14 protein-coding genes are annotated in these 13,596 nt (G+C 66.7%); 8 read left to right on the top strand and 6 right to left on the bottom strand.

Annotated features, from left to right (window positions below; translation table 11 throughout):
• Positions 1-83 precede the first annotated feature (83 nt).
• The 6 genes from V5F61_RS04685 to hemE all read right to left on the bottom strand — a co-directional run bounded on the left by V5F61_RS04685 (position 84) and on the right by hemE (position 5,131).
• The gene (locus V5F61_RS04685; protein WP_394104010.1) at positions 84-551 is read right to left on the bottom strand and encodes a GNAT family N-acetyltransferase; all 468 of its coding nucleotides are present in this window, start codon (positions 549-551) and stop codon (positions 84-86) included.
• On the bottom strand, positions 551-1,234 hold the full coding sequence (gene tsaB / locus V5F61_RS04690; protein ID WP_393987703.1) for a tRNA (adenosine(37)-N6)-threonylcarbamoyltransferase complex dimerization subunit type 1 TsaB: 684 nt from the start codon (positions 1,232-1,234) through the stop codon (positions 551-553). The genes V5F61_RS04685 and tsaB overlap by 1 nt, the downstream gene beginning before the upstream one ends.
• Positions 1,235-1,386: 152 nt before the next feature.
• Entirely contained in the window at positions 1,387-1,950 is a 564-nt protein-coding gene (locus V5F61_RS04695) for a NifU family protein (RefSeq protein WP_393987702.1), read from the bottom strand.
• 151 nt (positions 1,951-2,101) lie between these two features.
• Positions 2,102-3,373, bottom strand: coding sequence for a transcription termination factor Rho (gene rho / locus V5F61_RS04700; RefSeq protein WP_393987701.1), 1,272 nt, complete (start codon positions 3,371-3,373; stop codon positions 2,102-2,104).
• 259 nt (positions 3,374-3,632) lie between these two features.
• Entirely contained in the window at positions 3,633-4,058 is a 426-nt protein-coding gene (hemJ, locus tag V5F61_RS04705; protein WP_393987700.1) for a protoporphyrinogen oxidase HemJ, read from the bottom strand.
• Positions 4,059-4,084: 26 nt separating this feature from the next.
• The gene (hemE, locus tag V5F61_RS04710; RefSeq protein WP_393987699.1) at positions 4,085-5,131 is read right to left on the bottom strand and encodes a uroporphyrinogen decarboxylase; all 1,047 of its coding nucleotides are present in this window, start codon (positions 5,129-5,131) and stop codon (positions 4,085-4,087) included.
• 327 nt (positions 5,132-5,458) lie between these two features.
• Here hemE and V5F61_RS04715 point away from each other — a divergent pair, with 327 nt between their 5' ends.
• The 8 genes from V5F61_RS04715 (at position 5,459) to rsmG (ending at position 13,584) form a co-directional block, all read left to right on the top strand.
• The gene (locus tag V5F61_RS04715; protein ID WP_393987698.1) at positions 5,459-6,322 is read left to right on the top strand and encodes a pyruvate, water dikinase regulatory protein; all 864 of its coding nucleotides are present in this window, start codon (positions 5,459-5,461) and stop codon (positions 6,320-6,322) included.
• A 6-nt stretch (positions 6,323-6,328) separates the two neighbouring features.
• Complete coding sequence (locus V5F61_RS04720) at positions 6,329-6,943, top strand: Maf family protein (protein WP_393987697.1); 615 nt, start codon at positions 6,329-6,331, stop codon at positions 6,941-6,943.
• Positions 6,940-7,788 (top strand): shikimate dehydrogenase, encoded by an 849-nt coding sequence (locus tag V5F61_RS04725; protein ID WP_393987696.1) that lies wholly within the window; start codon positions 6,940-6,942, stop codon positions 7,786-7,788. The genes V5F61_RS04720 and V5F61_RS04725 overlap by 4 nt, the downstream gene beginning before the upstream one ends.
• Before the next feature lie 4 nt (positions 7,789-7,792).
• Positions 7,793-8,398, top strand: a complete 606-nt coding sequence (coaE, locus tag V5F61_RS04730; protein WP_393987695.1) for a dephospho-CoA kinase — start codon at positions 7,793-7,795, stop codon at positions 8,396-8,398.
• Positions 8,399-8,418: 20 nt separating this feature from the next.
• Complete coding sequence (gene dnaQ, locus V5F61_RS04735) at positions 8,419-9,141, top strand: DNA polymerase III subunit epsilon (protein WP_393987694.1); 723 nt, start codon at positions 8,419-8,421, stop codon at positions 9,139-9,141.
• A 364-nt stretch (positions 9,142-9,505) separates the two neighbouring features.
• Positions 9,506-10,807, top strand: a complete 1,302-nt coding sequence (mnmE, locus tag V5F61_RS04740) for a tRNA uridine-5-carboxymethylaminomethyl(34) synthesis GTPase MnmE (RefSeq protein ID WP_394104011.1) — start codon at positions 9,506-9,508, stop codon at positions 10,805-10,807.
• Positions 10,808-10,941: 134 nt separating this feature from the next.
• Positions 10,942-12,852, top strand: coding sequence for a tRNA uridine-5-carboxymethylaminomethyl(34) synthesis enzyme MnmG (gene mnmG, locus V5F61_RS04745; protein ID WP_393987692.1), 1,911 nt, complete (start codon positions 10,942-10,944; stop codon positions 12,850-12,852).
• A gap of 27 nt (positions 12,853-12,879) precedes the next feature.
• Positions 12,880-13,584, top strand: coding sequence for a 16S rRNA (guanine(527)-N(7))-methyltransferase RsmG (gene rsmG / locus V5F61_RS04750; protein WP_393987691.1), 705 nt, complete (start codon positions 12,880-12,882; stop codon positions 13,582-13,584).
• The last annotated feature ends 12 nt before the right edge of the window (positions 13,585-13,596 follow it).

Here is a 13,596-nt window from a genome sequence, read left to right on the forward strand (position 1 = left end):
GGCGGGACATCACCGCCTTATCACCCTGCCGGCCTTATGCCGCAAGGGGTTCCTGCATCGGGCGCGAAGCCGTGGACGAAGCTTCAGAAATCCCGCCGCAGCAGCAGCGCGTCGGTCCCCCTATAGTAGCCTTTGCGCCGCCCCGCCTGCTGATAGCCGATCCCTGCATACAATTTCAACGCCGGCACATTGCCTTCCTCCACCTCGAGGAAGGAAGTGGTGACCCCCTCCGCCGCAAGGCGCGAGAGATGGTGGGAGAGCAGCTCCCGCCCCAGACCCCGGCCACGCGCCGGCACCGCCACGGCGATGGAGAGGATCTCCGCCTCCGGCACCACCACATGGGACAGCACGAAGCCGAGAATGCCGCCCCGGCTGGCCGCGGCCACGTGGCCGCGCGCCGCCTGCTCCGACAGCAGGCGCTCGAATTCCTCGGCCGCCCAGCCCTGGGCGAAGCAGGCGCCATGAAGTGTGGCCAGCTCTCCGGCGTCGGCAGCAGTCGCCGCGCGCATCACCGGTGGCGCGGAGGGGAAAATGTAGTCGATCAACGACATCATCGCCGCGCGATGCGCGCCTTGTCCTGCGGCTTGGCATCCGGCGGCCGCAGGTAAAGGGGCTTGGGCTCGGCCGCCTCGGGGTCCGCTGCCACACCCAGGCGTGCCACCCAGGCCACGTCAGGCGCGGGAACCACATCCACCGATACCGGCGGCGCCTCGCCGCTCGGCCACGCCTCGGCAAGAAGGCCGGCACCCGACCCCACCAGCCGCGCCGGGCCGATGGCCACCGCACGCGCGGCCTCGCGCACCGAGGTCGCCTTGGGCGCGATCAGCGTCCGCCCACCCACCCCGAACATCTGCAGGAAGACATGGCCGTGCCTGGCATCGACCGCGCTCACCACCGGCACCGCGTCGTCCAGGGCAAGGAAGGGTGCGGCGAGGGTCGCGAGCGTCGTTACCCCCACCACCGGACGGTTGGCCGCAAGCGCGAAGCCCCGTGCCGCCGAAAGCCCCACCCGGAGCCCCGTGAAGCTGCCCGGCCCGACGGTGACGGCAAAGCGGCCGATATGCTCGAAATCAAGCCCGGCGTCGTCCATCACGCGCTTCACCAGGGGCACGAGGGCCTCGGCGTGGCCGCGCTCCATGAGCAGCGAATCGCCAGCCACGATGCTGTCACTCTCCGCGTCGAGCACCGCCGCTGAGCACGCCGAAAGCGCTGTATCTATGGCCAGGACGAACATGAACCGGAAGCCCCTCTCGCCGCCACGATTGCCCGAAACGGACGCAAACGGAAGGGGACCCGCCCCGCTCACCTTGCCAAAAGGTTAATATTGGCGGCCGACCATGATGGACCGGCACGCCCTCGCGTGAACCGGCTACCAGCCGCGCCGCCTCAGGCGGCCTGCACCTCGCGGATTTCCGGCACGAAGTGCTTCAGGAGGTTCTCCACCCCGTTCTTCAGCGTGGCGGTGGAGGACGGACAGCCGGAGCAGGACCCCTTCATGTTGAGATAAACCACGCCGTCCTTGAAGCCGCGGAAGGTGATATCGCCGCCGTCATTGGCCACCGCCGGGCGCACGCGGGTGTCGAGCAGTTCCTTGATGGTGGCCACGATCTCCGCGTCGGCACCATCGTAGAATTCGTCGCCGTGGTCGTCGGCCGCGAGCGTCACGCCCTCGGCGATGATGGGCGCGCCGGACATGAAATGCTCCATGATGGCGCCGAGGATGGCAGGCTTCATCTGCCGCCAGTCGCCCTCCGCCTTGGTGACGGTCACGAAGTCCGGTCCCAGCATCACGCCGTCCACCCCGCGCACCTCGAACAGGCGCCGCGCCAGGGGCGAGGCCTCGGCATCTTCCGTAGTGCGCAGGTCGAGCACGCCCTCGCCCAGAACAGGACGGCCCGGCAGGAACTTGAGGGTCGCCGGATTGGGCGTGGCTTCGGTCTGGATGAACATGGCCTAATCCTCAAAAAATGCTGGCCGGCAAAGCCGGCTCCTCATTTGCGAAGATAGGTCCTCCCCCCGGAATGCGAAAGGCCGGCTTCGGGAAATGCCGGAATTGACATGTCCCGAACCGGCCTCGTCCGCATGGCGGCGCGGAGCGCCGTCAGGTGTTCATGGAGTCGAAGAAGTCCTGGTTGGTCTTGGTCTGCCGCAGCTTGTCCAGCAGGAACTCGATGGCGTCCACCGTGCCCATAGGGTTCAGGATACGGCGCAGGACATACATCTTCTTGAGCGTGTCGGAGGGAACCAGCAGCTCCTCCTTGCGGGTGCCCGAGCGGGTGATGTCGATGGCCGGGAACACGCGCTTATCGGAGACCTTGCGGTCGAGGATGACTTCCGAATTGCCGGTACCCTTGAACTCCTCGAAGATCACCTCGTCCATGCGCGAGCCGGTCTCGATGAGCGCGGTCGCGATGATGGTGAGCGAGCCGCCTTCCTCGATATTGCGCGCCGCGCCGAAGAAACGCTTGGGCCGCTGGAGGGCGTTGGCGTCCACGCCGCCGGTCAGCACCTTACCGGAGGACGGCACCACCGTGTTGTAGGCGCGGCCGAGGCGGGTGATGGAATCCAGCAGGATCACCACGTCGCGCCCGTGCTCCACAAGGCGCTTGGCCTTCTCGATGACCATCTCCGCCACCTGCACGTGGCGGGCGGCGGGCTCGTCGAAGGTGGAGGAGATGACCTCTCCCTTCACCGAGCGCTGCATGTCCGTCACTTCCTCCGGCCGCTCGTCGATGAGCAGCACGATGAGGTAGCACTCGGGGTGATTGGCAGTGATGGACTTGGCGATGTTCTGCAGCAGCACCGTCTTGCCGGTGCGCGGCGGCGCGACGATGAGACCGCGCTGACCCTTGCCGATGGGCGCGACCACATCGATGATTCGCGGCGAGAAGTCCTTCTTGCCGCTGGTCGTCTCTTCGTGCTCGAGCTTCAGCCGCTCATCGGGATAGAGCGGGGTCAGGTTGTCGAAATTGATCTTGTGGCGGGTCTTCTCGGGGTCTTCGAAATTAATCGTGTTGACCTTGAGAAGGGCGAAATAGCGCTCGCCTTCCTTGGGGGAGCGGATCTGCCCCTCCACGGTGTCGCCGGTGCGCAGGCCGAAGCGGCGGATCTGCGAGGGGGAGACATAGATGTCGTCCGGACCCGGCAGATAATTGGCCTCCGGGGAGCGCAGGAAGCCGAAGCCGTCCTGCAGCACCTCCACCACGCCTTCGCCGATGATCTCGGTCTCGCTCAGGGCCAATTGCTTGAGGATGGCGAACAGCAGCTCCTGCTTGCGCAGGGTGCTCGCATTCTCCACCCCGTTCTCCTCGGCAAAGGCGAGCAGCTCGACAGGGGTCTTGGATTTCAGGTCTTGAAGTTTCACTTCCCGCATATGGGAAAGCCTCGATCAGGGTCTTGAAGAGTCATTCCATGTGGACACATGGAACGGACAAACAGGGAGGGAGGGAAATCGCAGGTCTTCAGGAGCAGCTGGGGCGAGAGCGTCCGCCTGACGCGCGCGCCTGAGCCACAAATGGGTCAACCCCGAGGGCTCAAGCCTCAGCGAGCGCGTTTGCCTGCGTTGAGGAAAGCACGCGGAGGATATGCACGCCGCGCACGCAGCGCAAGCCCTTCCTTTGGAAAAGCCCTCATCAAAAAGGCTTCACCACCACGAGGATAACGATACCGATCATCAGCAGGGTCGGCACCTCGTTGGCGATGCGGTAGAATTTTGCCGTCCGCTCATTGGCGTCCGCCGCGAACTCGCGCACCCAGCGGGCCTGGAAGCCATGCACCGCCGACAGCGCAAGTACCAGCGCGAGCTTGGCGTGGAACCAGCCCTGCGTGTACCAGCCGCCCTCATAGGCCAGAAACAGGCCGGCGATCCAGGTGACGATCATGGCCGGATTGGAGATCGCCTTCAGCAGGCGCCGTTCCATGACCTTGAATGTCTCCGACTGCGCCGAGCCCTTCAGCGCCATGGCGTGGTACACGAACAGGCGGGGCATGTAGAGCAGCGCCGCCATCCACGCGATGACCGCCATGACGTGCAGCGCCTTGATCCACAGGTAGAGCATGGCCGCTCCTCGGCTCTAAAGCCGACTCATGATGCCGCGCGCACGCCGTCCACCAGCGCTTCCACATGGGCGAGCGGGGTTTCCGGGCGGATGCCGTGGCCGAGATTGAAGATGTGGCGGCTCCCCGAAAAATCGGCGCGGATCCGGCGGATCTCCTCCGTCAGGGCATCGCCGCCGGCGATCAGCCGCAGGGGATCGAGATTGCCCTGCAGCGCCACCCCGCCGCCGAGCCGGGCGCGGGCCGCCGCACGATCCGCCGTCCAGTCGAGGCCCACGGCGCTGATGCCGATGGCGGCGAGGCGCTCCAGCGCCTCCAGGCTCGCGCCCTTTGGAAAGGCGATCACCCGCACGCCCGGATGCTCGGCCCGAAGGCCGGCAACGATGCGTTTCAACGGCTCCACGCACCACGCCTCGAACGAAAGGGGATCGAGAACGCCGGCCCAGGTATCGAAGATCTGCACCGCGTCGGCGCCGGCACGTACCTGCGCCGAGAGGTGGGTGATGGAGGCGTCCACCAGCCGGTCGATCAGCGCCGCGAACACGGCGGGATCACGCAGCGCCAGCAGGCGCGCGGGCGCCTGGTCGTCGGTGCCCTGCCCGGCCACCATGTAGGTGGCGACCGTCCAGGGCGCGCCGCAGAAGCCGATCAGCGCGACCTCGGGCGGCAGCTCCGCCCGCACGGCAGCAATGGCCTCGTAGACAGGCTCCGTGCGCGCGGGATCGAGCCGTGCGGCGAGGGAGGCGATGCGCGGCGCGCTGTCCACGCGCTCCAGGCGCGGGCCCTCGCCGGCGGTGAAGGTGAGATCCACGCCCAGCGCGTGAGGTACCACCAGAATGTCTGAGAAGATGATGGCCGCATCGAAGCCGAACCGGCGAATGGGCTGGAGCGTCACCTCGGCGGCGAGCTTCGGGCTGTAGCACAGGGTGAGGAAATCACCGGCGATGGCCCGTACCTCCCGATATTCGGGCAGGTAGCGGCCAGCCTGTCGCATCATCCAGAGCGGCGGCGGGTCGAGGGGGGTTCCGTCCAGGACGGCGAGGAAGGGCGATCGCGTCGCCGGAGAGCGGCTCATCCCATGCCTTCAATCAATGAGAGTCTTATTTAAAGAGAGAGTCTTCAGAGTCTTTACGGTTGATTAACCAGTCGCAGCGCCGTCGACAACCAATCCACACGCCATCCCGATTCAGATACCGCATTTGCCGCACCTGGGAGGGCGCTCGGGAGCCGGTTAACAAAGGATTAACGGACCGGGTGCCATGGGATATTCACATCGGCACACAGGAGGGGTTCTGAATCGCTCCCTTCGAGTCGAAATGTGGATGACGTTCCCCCCTTTCCCCAGGCCGATCTTGCGTCGGCCAGGGGAGCGTGCCTTCTTCAACAGCCTTCCACAGCGGCGGTGGATAAAGTGACGGCCACGAAAGTCCCGAGCGAGAGCTATTTTCACCTGCATCTGGTGTCCGACGCGACGGGCGAGACGCTCATCACCGTGGGGCGCGCGGCGTGCGCCCAATATGCGAACGTGCAGGCCATCGAGCACGTGTACCCGCTGGTGCGCTCCATGAAGCAGCTGGAGCGGGTGCTGAGCGAGATCGAGGCCAATCCAGGCATCGTGCTCTATACGCTGGTGGACAATGAGATCCGCAGCCACCTGAAGCAGACCTGCCAGGAGCTGGGCGTGCCCTATCTCTCGGTCATGGCGCCCATCGTGCGGCTGTTCCAGTCCTACCTCGGCGGCGAGCCGACCCCGCGCATCGGCGGCCAGCATTCCCTGGACGCGAGCTATTTCAAGCGCATCGACGCGCTGAACTTCACCGTGATGCACGACGACGGCCAGATGACCGATGATCTGGAAACCGCCGACGTGGTGCTGCTGGGGGTGTCGCGCACTTCCAAGACGCCGACCTCCATCTATCTCGCCAACCGCGGGATCAAGACCGCGAACATTCCCCTGGTGCCGAACGTGCCCACGCCGCCGGGAATGGAGATGCTGAAGAAGCCCCTGGTGGTGGGGCTGGTGGCGAGCCCGGAGCGGATCGTGGAGATCCGCCAGAACCGCCTCCTCGGCCTCAACGCCGCCGATACCGGCACTGCCTACACTGATCGCCATGCCGTTTCCGAGGAGATCGCCTTCTGCCGCCGGTTGTGCGCGCGCAACGGCTGGCCCTTGATCGACGTTACCCGCCGTTCCATCGAGGAGACGGCGGCCACCATCCTGGCGCTCTTCAACGAGCGCCGTCGCCGTGCCATTGCCGAGACCTGAAGACCCATGGAAAGCAAGACCCTCTGGCGCGGCGAGCAGCCGCTCGTCCTGGCCTCCAAGAGCGCCACGCGCCTCAGCCTTCTCGTGCATGCGGGCATGCCGGTGGAGACCGTGTCCATCGATGTGAACGAGCGCACCCTCCAGGCCGAAGCGGGCGATCTCGACCCCTGCCGGGTGGCGCTGATGCTGGCGCGCGCCAAGGCGGCGGCCGGTTCGGTGGCGGCCCCCGGCCGCATCGTGCTCGGCGCCGACCAGACCCTGGCGCTCGGCAGCGCGGTCTTCCACAAGCCGAGTACGGTGGAGGCGGCGCGCAGCCAGCTTGAGGCGCTCTCCGGCAAGACGCACGCTTTGCATTCCGCCGCCGCTCTGGTGGTGAACGGCGAGTTCGTATTCGAGACGGTGGCGAGCGCCTACCTCACCATGCGCCCGCTCTCCCAGGACATGCTGGATACCTATCTCGCTGCCGCGGGCCAGCGCGTGCTCACCTCGGTCGGGGCCTACCAGCTCGAATCAGTGGGTGTGCACCTGTTCACCAAGGTGGAAGGCGATCACTTCACCATCCTGGGGCTGCCGCTGCTCCAGCTTCTGCCCTTCTTCCGCGAGCAGGGCATGCTGCCGTGACCGTGCGGGCCTGCGTCACCGGGTCGCCGGTCGCCCATTCCCGCTCGCCGATGCTGCACGGCTACTGGCTCGCGCGCTACGGCATCGATGGCGCCTATGGCCGCGAGGAGGTGCCGCCGACCGAGGCGGCGGCCTTCTATCGCGGCCTTGCGGCGCGGGGCTATGCGGGCTGCAACGTGACGCTGCCCAACAAGGAGATCGCCTTCTCCGTCCTCGACGAGGCGGACGAAAGCGCGGCGGCGCTCGGCGCCGCCAACACGTTGTGGCTGGAGGGCGGCCGGCTCCATGGCGCCAACACTGACGGCTACGGCTTCCTCGCCAATCTCGACGCCACGGCGCCGGGCTGGGAGGGACGGCGCGAGAGCGTGGTGGTGATCGGCGCTGGCGGTGCCTCGCGCGCGGTGGTGCATGCGCTGGCGGGCCGCGGTTTTGGGCGCATCGTGCTCGCGAACCGGACTCTTTCCCGCGCCGAGGTGGTGGCCGCGCCCCATGGCACGCGGGTGCGCCCTTTGCCGCTGGGCGATGTGGAAGGGGTGCTGGGAGAGGCGGATGTGCTCGTCAATTGCACCTCCCTCGGCATGAAGGGATCGGACCCGCTCGATCTCGACCTCTCGCGCCTGCGGCCTGATGCGGTGGTGACGGATATCGTCTATGTGCCGCTGAAGACGCCTTTCCTGAGGGCGGCGGAAGCGCGGGGCTTGAGGACTGTGGACGGCCTGGGCATGCTGCTGCACCAGGGCGTGCCCGGTTTCGAGCGCTGGTTCGGCGTGCGGCCGGAGGTCACGGACGATCTGCGCGCGCTTCTGGTGGCGGACCTGAAGGCGAAGGGGCAGCTGGAGGCGTGACGCCATGTGGATCCTCGGCCTCACCGGTTCCATCGGCATGGGCAAATCGGCTACCGCCGCCATGTTCCGCGACTTCGGCGTTCCCGTGCACGATGCGGATGCCGCCGTGCACGACCTCTATCGGACAGAAGCCGTGGCTCCGGTGGAAGCGGCTTTTCCCGGGGTTGTGAAGGACGGCGTGGTCGAGCGGCCGGCGCTCGCGGCGCGCGTGCTGAACGATCCGGTGGCGATGGCGCGGCTGGAGGCCATCGTCCATCCGCTGGTGTGGGCGCGGGAGCGCGCCTTCCTGGAACAGGCGCGGCGCGCGGGAACGCGCCTGTGCGTGCTCGATATACCCCTCCTGTTCGAGACCGGGGCGACCCGCCGCACCCATGCGGTGGCGGTGGTGAGCGCGCCGCCGCAGGTGCAGAGCCAGCGGGTGCTCGACCGGCCGGGGATGACGCCGGAAAAGCTGGAGGCGATCCTCGCCAAGCAGATGCCGGATGCGGAAAAGCGCCGGCGCGCCCATTTCATCATCGACACCGGACGCGGCTTCGAGGCTGCGCGCCATCAGGTGGCGGGAATCATGCGCGCCTTGTGCGGCCCCGGCCGGCGCGTGCCGGGCGCGTAGGGGTTTATGGAGAGCCGCTGATGCGTGAGATCGTGCTCGACACGGAAACCACGGGCCTTGAAGCCAATGGCGGCGACCGCTTGGTGGAAATCGGCTGCGTGGAGATGGTGAACCGGATCCTTACCGGCACAGTCTACCACGTCTACATCAATCCGGAGCGGGACATGCCGCAGGAGGCCTTCAATGTGCATGGCCTCTCAAGTGAGTTTCTCTCGGACAAGCCGGTATTCGCCGCCGTTGCCGATGAGTTCCTGGAATTCATCGCCGACGACACGCTGGTCATCCATAATGCGGCGTTCGACATCGGCTTCCTGAATGCGGAACTGACACGGCTCGGGCGGCCGGTGATTTTACGAGATCGTGTTGTTGATACGCTGGCTCTCGCCCGCCGCAGGCATCCGGGCGCGAGCAACCGGCTCGACGACCTGATGAACCGCTACGGCATCGACAGCTCCCGCCGGGTGAAGCACGGCGCGCTTCTGGATGCCGAGCTTCTGGCGGAAGTGTACAGCGAACTGCTCGGCGGCCGCCAGGCCAGCCTTATGGGTCTCGTGGAGGAGTCGAGCGAGGCGCCGCGGCTGGTGGTGGAGGCGAAGGCGGCGCGCCCACGCCCCTCGCCTTTGCCCTCTCGTTTGAGCGCGGAGGAGGAGCAGGCGCACGCGGCGTTCGTCGCGGCACTGGGCGAGAAGGCCTTGTGGCTGAAATACACGCCGCGGGACGAAGCGAAGGCCGAAGAGGCCTGATGCGGGTTCGCGCAATCTGTTGCGCAACTAAAAATTGCGTTATCGAGAATTCTTGCGAAAAAATTGATCGAATAGGAAGCTGCCAGACGGCAAGATAGGGTATGTTTCGATGCAAAGGTCATCGGGACATGAAATCCTGCCATAGCGCTTCTGACGCGATTTGGATCCGGGTCGTCAAAATCCGCCGGCGCAATGGCGGGGTGGTGCCTTTCGGATGTCCCTTGGGCGCGCTCGGGTAAGAGCGCTTTTGATTTTCTCCCCATAGTCTGTTTCTCGGCGGCGATTGGATCGGCGGCAGCGGCGGTCTATCCATCTTCTTCTCGGGTGCACGATGCTTGCACCCGCGGCAGGAGGGGAGAACCGGATGATAACCGCCGACACCATTTTTGCGCTGTCCTCCGGTCGGCTCCCCTCTGGAGTCGCGGTCGTCCGAATTTCGGGACCGATGGCGCGCGGGGCGGTTCTTGCCCTCGCGGGCGAAGTGCCGCCGGCGCGGCAGGCGCGCTATGGCATCCTGCGGCATCCCGGGGGTGGCGAGGTGCTGGACCGCGGCCTGCAGATCTTCTTCCCGGGCCCCGCCAGCGCCACGGGGGAGGATGTGGTGGAACTGCATCTGCATGGCGGACGGGCGGTGGTCGCGGCCGTGCTCTCCGCGTTGTCGTCTCTGCCGGGACTGCGGCCAGCGGAGGCCGGGGAGTTCACGCGACGGGCGCATGCGAACGGTAAGCTCGATCTTTCTGAGGTGGAGGGGCTCGCGGATCTGATCTCAGCGGAGAGCGAGGCGCAGAGGCGTCAGGCCCTCGCACAGGCCTCGGGCGCGCTTTCGCGGCGCGTGGAGAGCTGGCGCGAGGCTTTGCTGTGGGCGCTCGCCATGGCGGAGACGGGTCTCGATTTCGCCGACGAAGGGGATGTGGAGGAGCGCCTGGGCGCCGATATGCGCCACGCTCTGGCGCCGGTGGTGACGGAGATGGAAGCCGCTCTGCGGGATTCGCAGCGCGGCGAGCGGGTGCGCGACGGGGTGGTGATCGCCATCGCCGGTCCGCCGAATGCCGGTAAGTCGAGCTTGTTGAACCGGCTTGCCGGGCGCGACGTGGCCATCGTTTCTCCCCTCGCGGGCACGACGCGGGACGTGCTGGAGATCCACCTGGAGCTGGCTGGCCAATCGGTGACGGTGCTCGACACTGCCGGCCTGCGGGAGACGGTGGACCAGGTGGAAGCCGAAGGCGTGCGCAGGGCCCTGGCCCGGGCGGAGGAGGCGCATCTCGTACTGTGGCTGTCGGATGAAGCGGTATCGCCGCCGCCGGAGCTTGGCCACGCAATCCTGGTGCGTACGAAAGCAGACCTGGGGGGCGCGTGTCCGCGCGGCTGGATCGCCCTCTCCACAGTGGAGAAGGATGGGCTGGAAAAACTGCTGGGCGTGGTCGGGGAGCTTCTGGAGGCCCTGGTGGGCGGTGAGCCGGCGCTCATCACCCGCGAGCGGCAGCGGCATGCGGTGGATCTCGCGCTGGGCTATCTGCGCGCGGTGGTGGAGAACCCCTGGGTCAGCGACGAGCTGAAGGCCGAGGAGCTGCGGCTCGCGGCGCGGGCGCTCGACCGTACCATCGGCCGCATCGATGTGGAGGATGTGCTGGACCGCATCTTCTCCACTTTCTGTATTGGCAAGTGAGACCGGTGGAAGGTGTAAAGGCGCGTAAGATCACGATCGCCGACCATGTTTCACGTGAAACATAAGATGCGTTGCCGCCGATTTGTTGAGCGCCACGCTTGACGCGGCCTGTCCTTCGGCGTTCTCCAAAGAGCATGATGGACACGCACCACCTTCCCTTCCCTGCACCTGTCGCGCTTTCGGCATTCGACGTGATCGTGGTGGGCGGCGGCCATGCCGGCTGTGAGGCCGCTGCGGCCGCCGCGCGCGCCGGAGCGCGAACTGCGCTGGTCACTCATGCTGCCGCCACCATCGGCGCCATGTCGTGCAATCCCGCCATCGGCGGGCTCGGCAAGGGGCATCTGGTTCGCGAGATCGATGCCCTCGACGGGCTCATGGGCCGCGTGGCCGATGCGGGGGGAATCCAGTTTCGAGTGCTTAACCGGCGAAAGGGGCCCGCCGTGCGCGGTCCTCGTGCGCAGGCCGATCGGCGGCTCTATGCCCGCGCGATGCAGCAGGCGCTCGCAGAGACCCCCGGACTCGTCATTCTCGAAGGCGAAGCTGACGATCTGGATGTCAGGGATGGCCGGGCGGTGGCCGTATGCCTCGCCGATGGCCGGCGCCTTGCGGCGGGCGCGGTGGTCCTCACAACAGGCACGTTTCTGAATGGCCTCATCCATATGGGCGAGGTGAGCTTTCCTGCGGGGCGGATCGGTGAGAAGCCAGCCTTGGGGCTCTCGCCGGCGCTGGCGCGGCTGGGCCTTTCGCTCGGCCGGCTGAAGACCGGCACACCGGCGCGGCTTGACGGGCGCACCATCGATTGGGCCGGTCTGGAGATGCAGCAGGGCGACGACCCGCCGGAGCCCTTTTCCGCGCTCACGCGGGTGTTGCTAAACCCGCAGATCGCCTGCGGCATCACCCGCACGACGACGGCAACCCACGAGCTGATCCGCGCCAATCTCGGCCGCTCGGCGATGTACTCCGGCCGTATCGAGAGCACGGGTCCGCGCTATTGCCCGTCCATTGAGGACAAGATCGTGCGGTTCGGCGACAGGGATGGGCACCAGATCTTCCTGGAGCCGGAGGGGCTGGAGGACCACACGGTCTATCCGAATGGCCTGTCCACCTCCCTGCCGGAGGAGGTACAACTGGCCTTTCTTCGTACCATTCCCGGGTTGGAGCACGTGGCCGTGCTGCGGCCCGGCTATGCCATTGAATATGATCATGTCGACCCACGGCAACTTTCGGCGACGCTGGAGGCGCGGTCCGTGCGGGGCCTGTTCCTCGCCGGGCAGATCAACGGCACGACCGGTTATGAGGAGGCAGCGGCGCAAGGCGTGCTCGCGGGCTTGAATGCGGCACGGTGCGCAGGCGGTGCCGAAGGCGTGGTGCTTGACCGCGCGACGGCCTACATGGGTGTGATGGTGGATGACCTCGTCACGCGCGGCGTCAGCGAGCCCTACCGCATGTTTACATCCCGCGCCGAGTATCGGCTGACGCTGCGGACCGACAACGCGGACCGGCGGTTGACCGGGTTGGGTGAGAGGCTTGGCCTTGTGGGGCGCGAGCGGTCGGATGCGTTCGCGCGCCGCAGCGCGATGCTGGAGCGGGCCCGTGCGCTTGCCTGTTCAGTGAGCCTGACCCCCACCGAGGCCGTGAGCCATGGGCTGAACCTGAACAAGGATGGGCAGCGAAGGACGGCCTTCGACCTGCTGGCTTACCCGGATGTGGACCTGAGGCGCCTGTCGTCTGTCTGGCCGGAGCTGGGGGAGCTCGACCCGCGGATCGCGGAGGAGATCGAGGTCGATGCCAAATATGCCGTGTACCTCGAACGGCAGGCGGCGGATATCGCGGTGTTGCGGCGGGATGAGGCGCTGCGGCTACCAGACGATCTTGCATATGACACGCTTGCCGGCCTATCGAATGAGCTGAAGCAGAAGCTGGCACGCACGCGCCCGCAGACGGTTGGTCAGGCGGGGCGGATGGAGGGCATGACACCGGCGGCCCTCGCGCTGCTTGCCACTTATGCGCGGCGGGAGAAGGGATCGGCGCGCGCCGTTGGCTGAGCGGCCGGTCCAGAAGGGCAGGATAGTTTGGCACGTAAGGCGGAGATCGACGAGTGGGACGGCGCGGAACGACGCGCAGTGGAGCGTGCTGTTTCACGTGAAACATTCCAGCGCCTGGCGCTGATCGTCGACCTTCTGGCAAAGTGGCAGAAGACCATCAACCTAGTGGCGCCGGCGAGCCTGCCGCGTGTCTGGGAACGGCATGTGGCCGATTCGCTGCAACTGGCGGCTCTCGCTCCCGCCGGTGTCACCCGGTGGGTGGATCTTGGCTCGGGCGGGGGTTTCCCCGGCCTGGTGGTGGCAGCCACTCTCGCCGAACGTCCGGGAGCCCGCGTCCATCTGGTGGAAAGCGATACCCGCAAGGCCGCCTTCTTGAGGGAGGCGGCGCGGCAAGGCGAGCTCCCCGTGGAGATTCACGCGCAGCGAATCGAGGCGGCAGCGCCCGCTCTCGCCGCCGGATGCCAGGTGGTATCGGCGCGCGCGCTCGCCGCTCTTCCGAAATTGCTTGATCTTTCCGCTCCTTTTCTCGCGGCGGGGGCGCTTGGGCTGTTTCTGAAGGGGAAGGATGTCACGCGCGAATTGACCGAGGCGTCCAAAGGCTGGACACTCGACTTCGAGTTGGCTCCCAGCCGCACGGACGCCGATGGGCGAATCGTGCTGGTGCGGAGCGCCAGACCTGTCGCCGATGCCGCCATGTCCGCGGCTGTTCGCACGGACAAGCCGGAACTTTGACCTGCTGCCATG

The organism is Xanthobacter sediminis (assembly GCF_043195015.1).
In the GTDB taxonomy this organism is placed as follows: Bacteria; Pseudomonadota; Alphaproteobacteria; order Rhizobiales; family Xanthobacteraceae; genus Xanthobacter.

Bases quoted from the DNA above. Each gene is read 5' to 3' on its own strand.
- V5F61_RS04685 (WP_394104010.1), bottom strand. From the start codon at position 551: ATGTCGTTGATCGACTACATTTTCCCCTCCGCGCCACCGGTGATGCGC.
- tsaB (WP_393987703.1), bottom strand. From the start codon at position 1,234: ATGTTCGTCCTGGCCATAGATACAGCGCTTTCGGCGTGCTCAGCGGCG.
- V5F61_RS04695 (WP_393987702.1), bottom strand. From the start codon at position 1,950: ATGTTCATCCAGACCGAAGCCACGCCCAATCCGGCGACCCTCAAGTTC.
- rho (WP_393987701.1), bottom strand. From the start codon at position 3,373: ATGCGGGAAGTGAAACTTCAAGACCTGAAATCCAAGACCCCTGTCGAG.
- hemJ (WP_393987700.1), bottom strand. From the start codon at position 4,058: ATGCTCTACCTGTGGATCAAGGCGCTGCACGTCATGGCGGTCATCGCG.
- hemE (WP_393987699.1), bottom strand. From the start codon at position 5,131: ATGAGCCGCTCTCCGGCGACGCGATCGCCCTTCCTCGCCGTCCTGGAC.
- V5F61_RS04720 (WP_393987697.1), top strand. From the start codon at position 6,329: ATGGAAAGCAAGACCCTCTGGCGCGGCGAGCAGCCGCTCGTCCTGGCC.
- coaE (WP_393987695.1), top strand. From the start codon at position 7,793: ATGTGGATCCTCGGCCTCACCGGTTCCATCGGCATGGGCAAATCGGCT.
- dnaQ (WP_393987694.1), top strand. From the start codon at position 8,419: ATGCGTGAGATCGTGCTCGACACGGAAACCACGGGCCTTGAAGCCAAT.
- mnmE (WP_394104011.1), top strand. From the start codon at position 9,506: ATGATAACCGCCGACACCATTTTTGCGCTGTCCTCCGGTCGGCTCCCC.
- mnmG (WP_393987692.1), top strand. From the start codon at position 10,942: ATGATGGACACGCACCACCTTCCCTTCCCTGCACCTGTCGCGCTTTCG.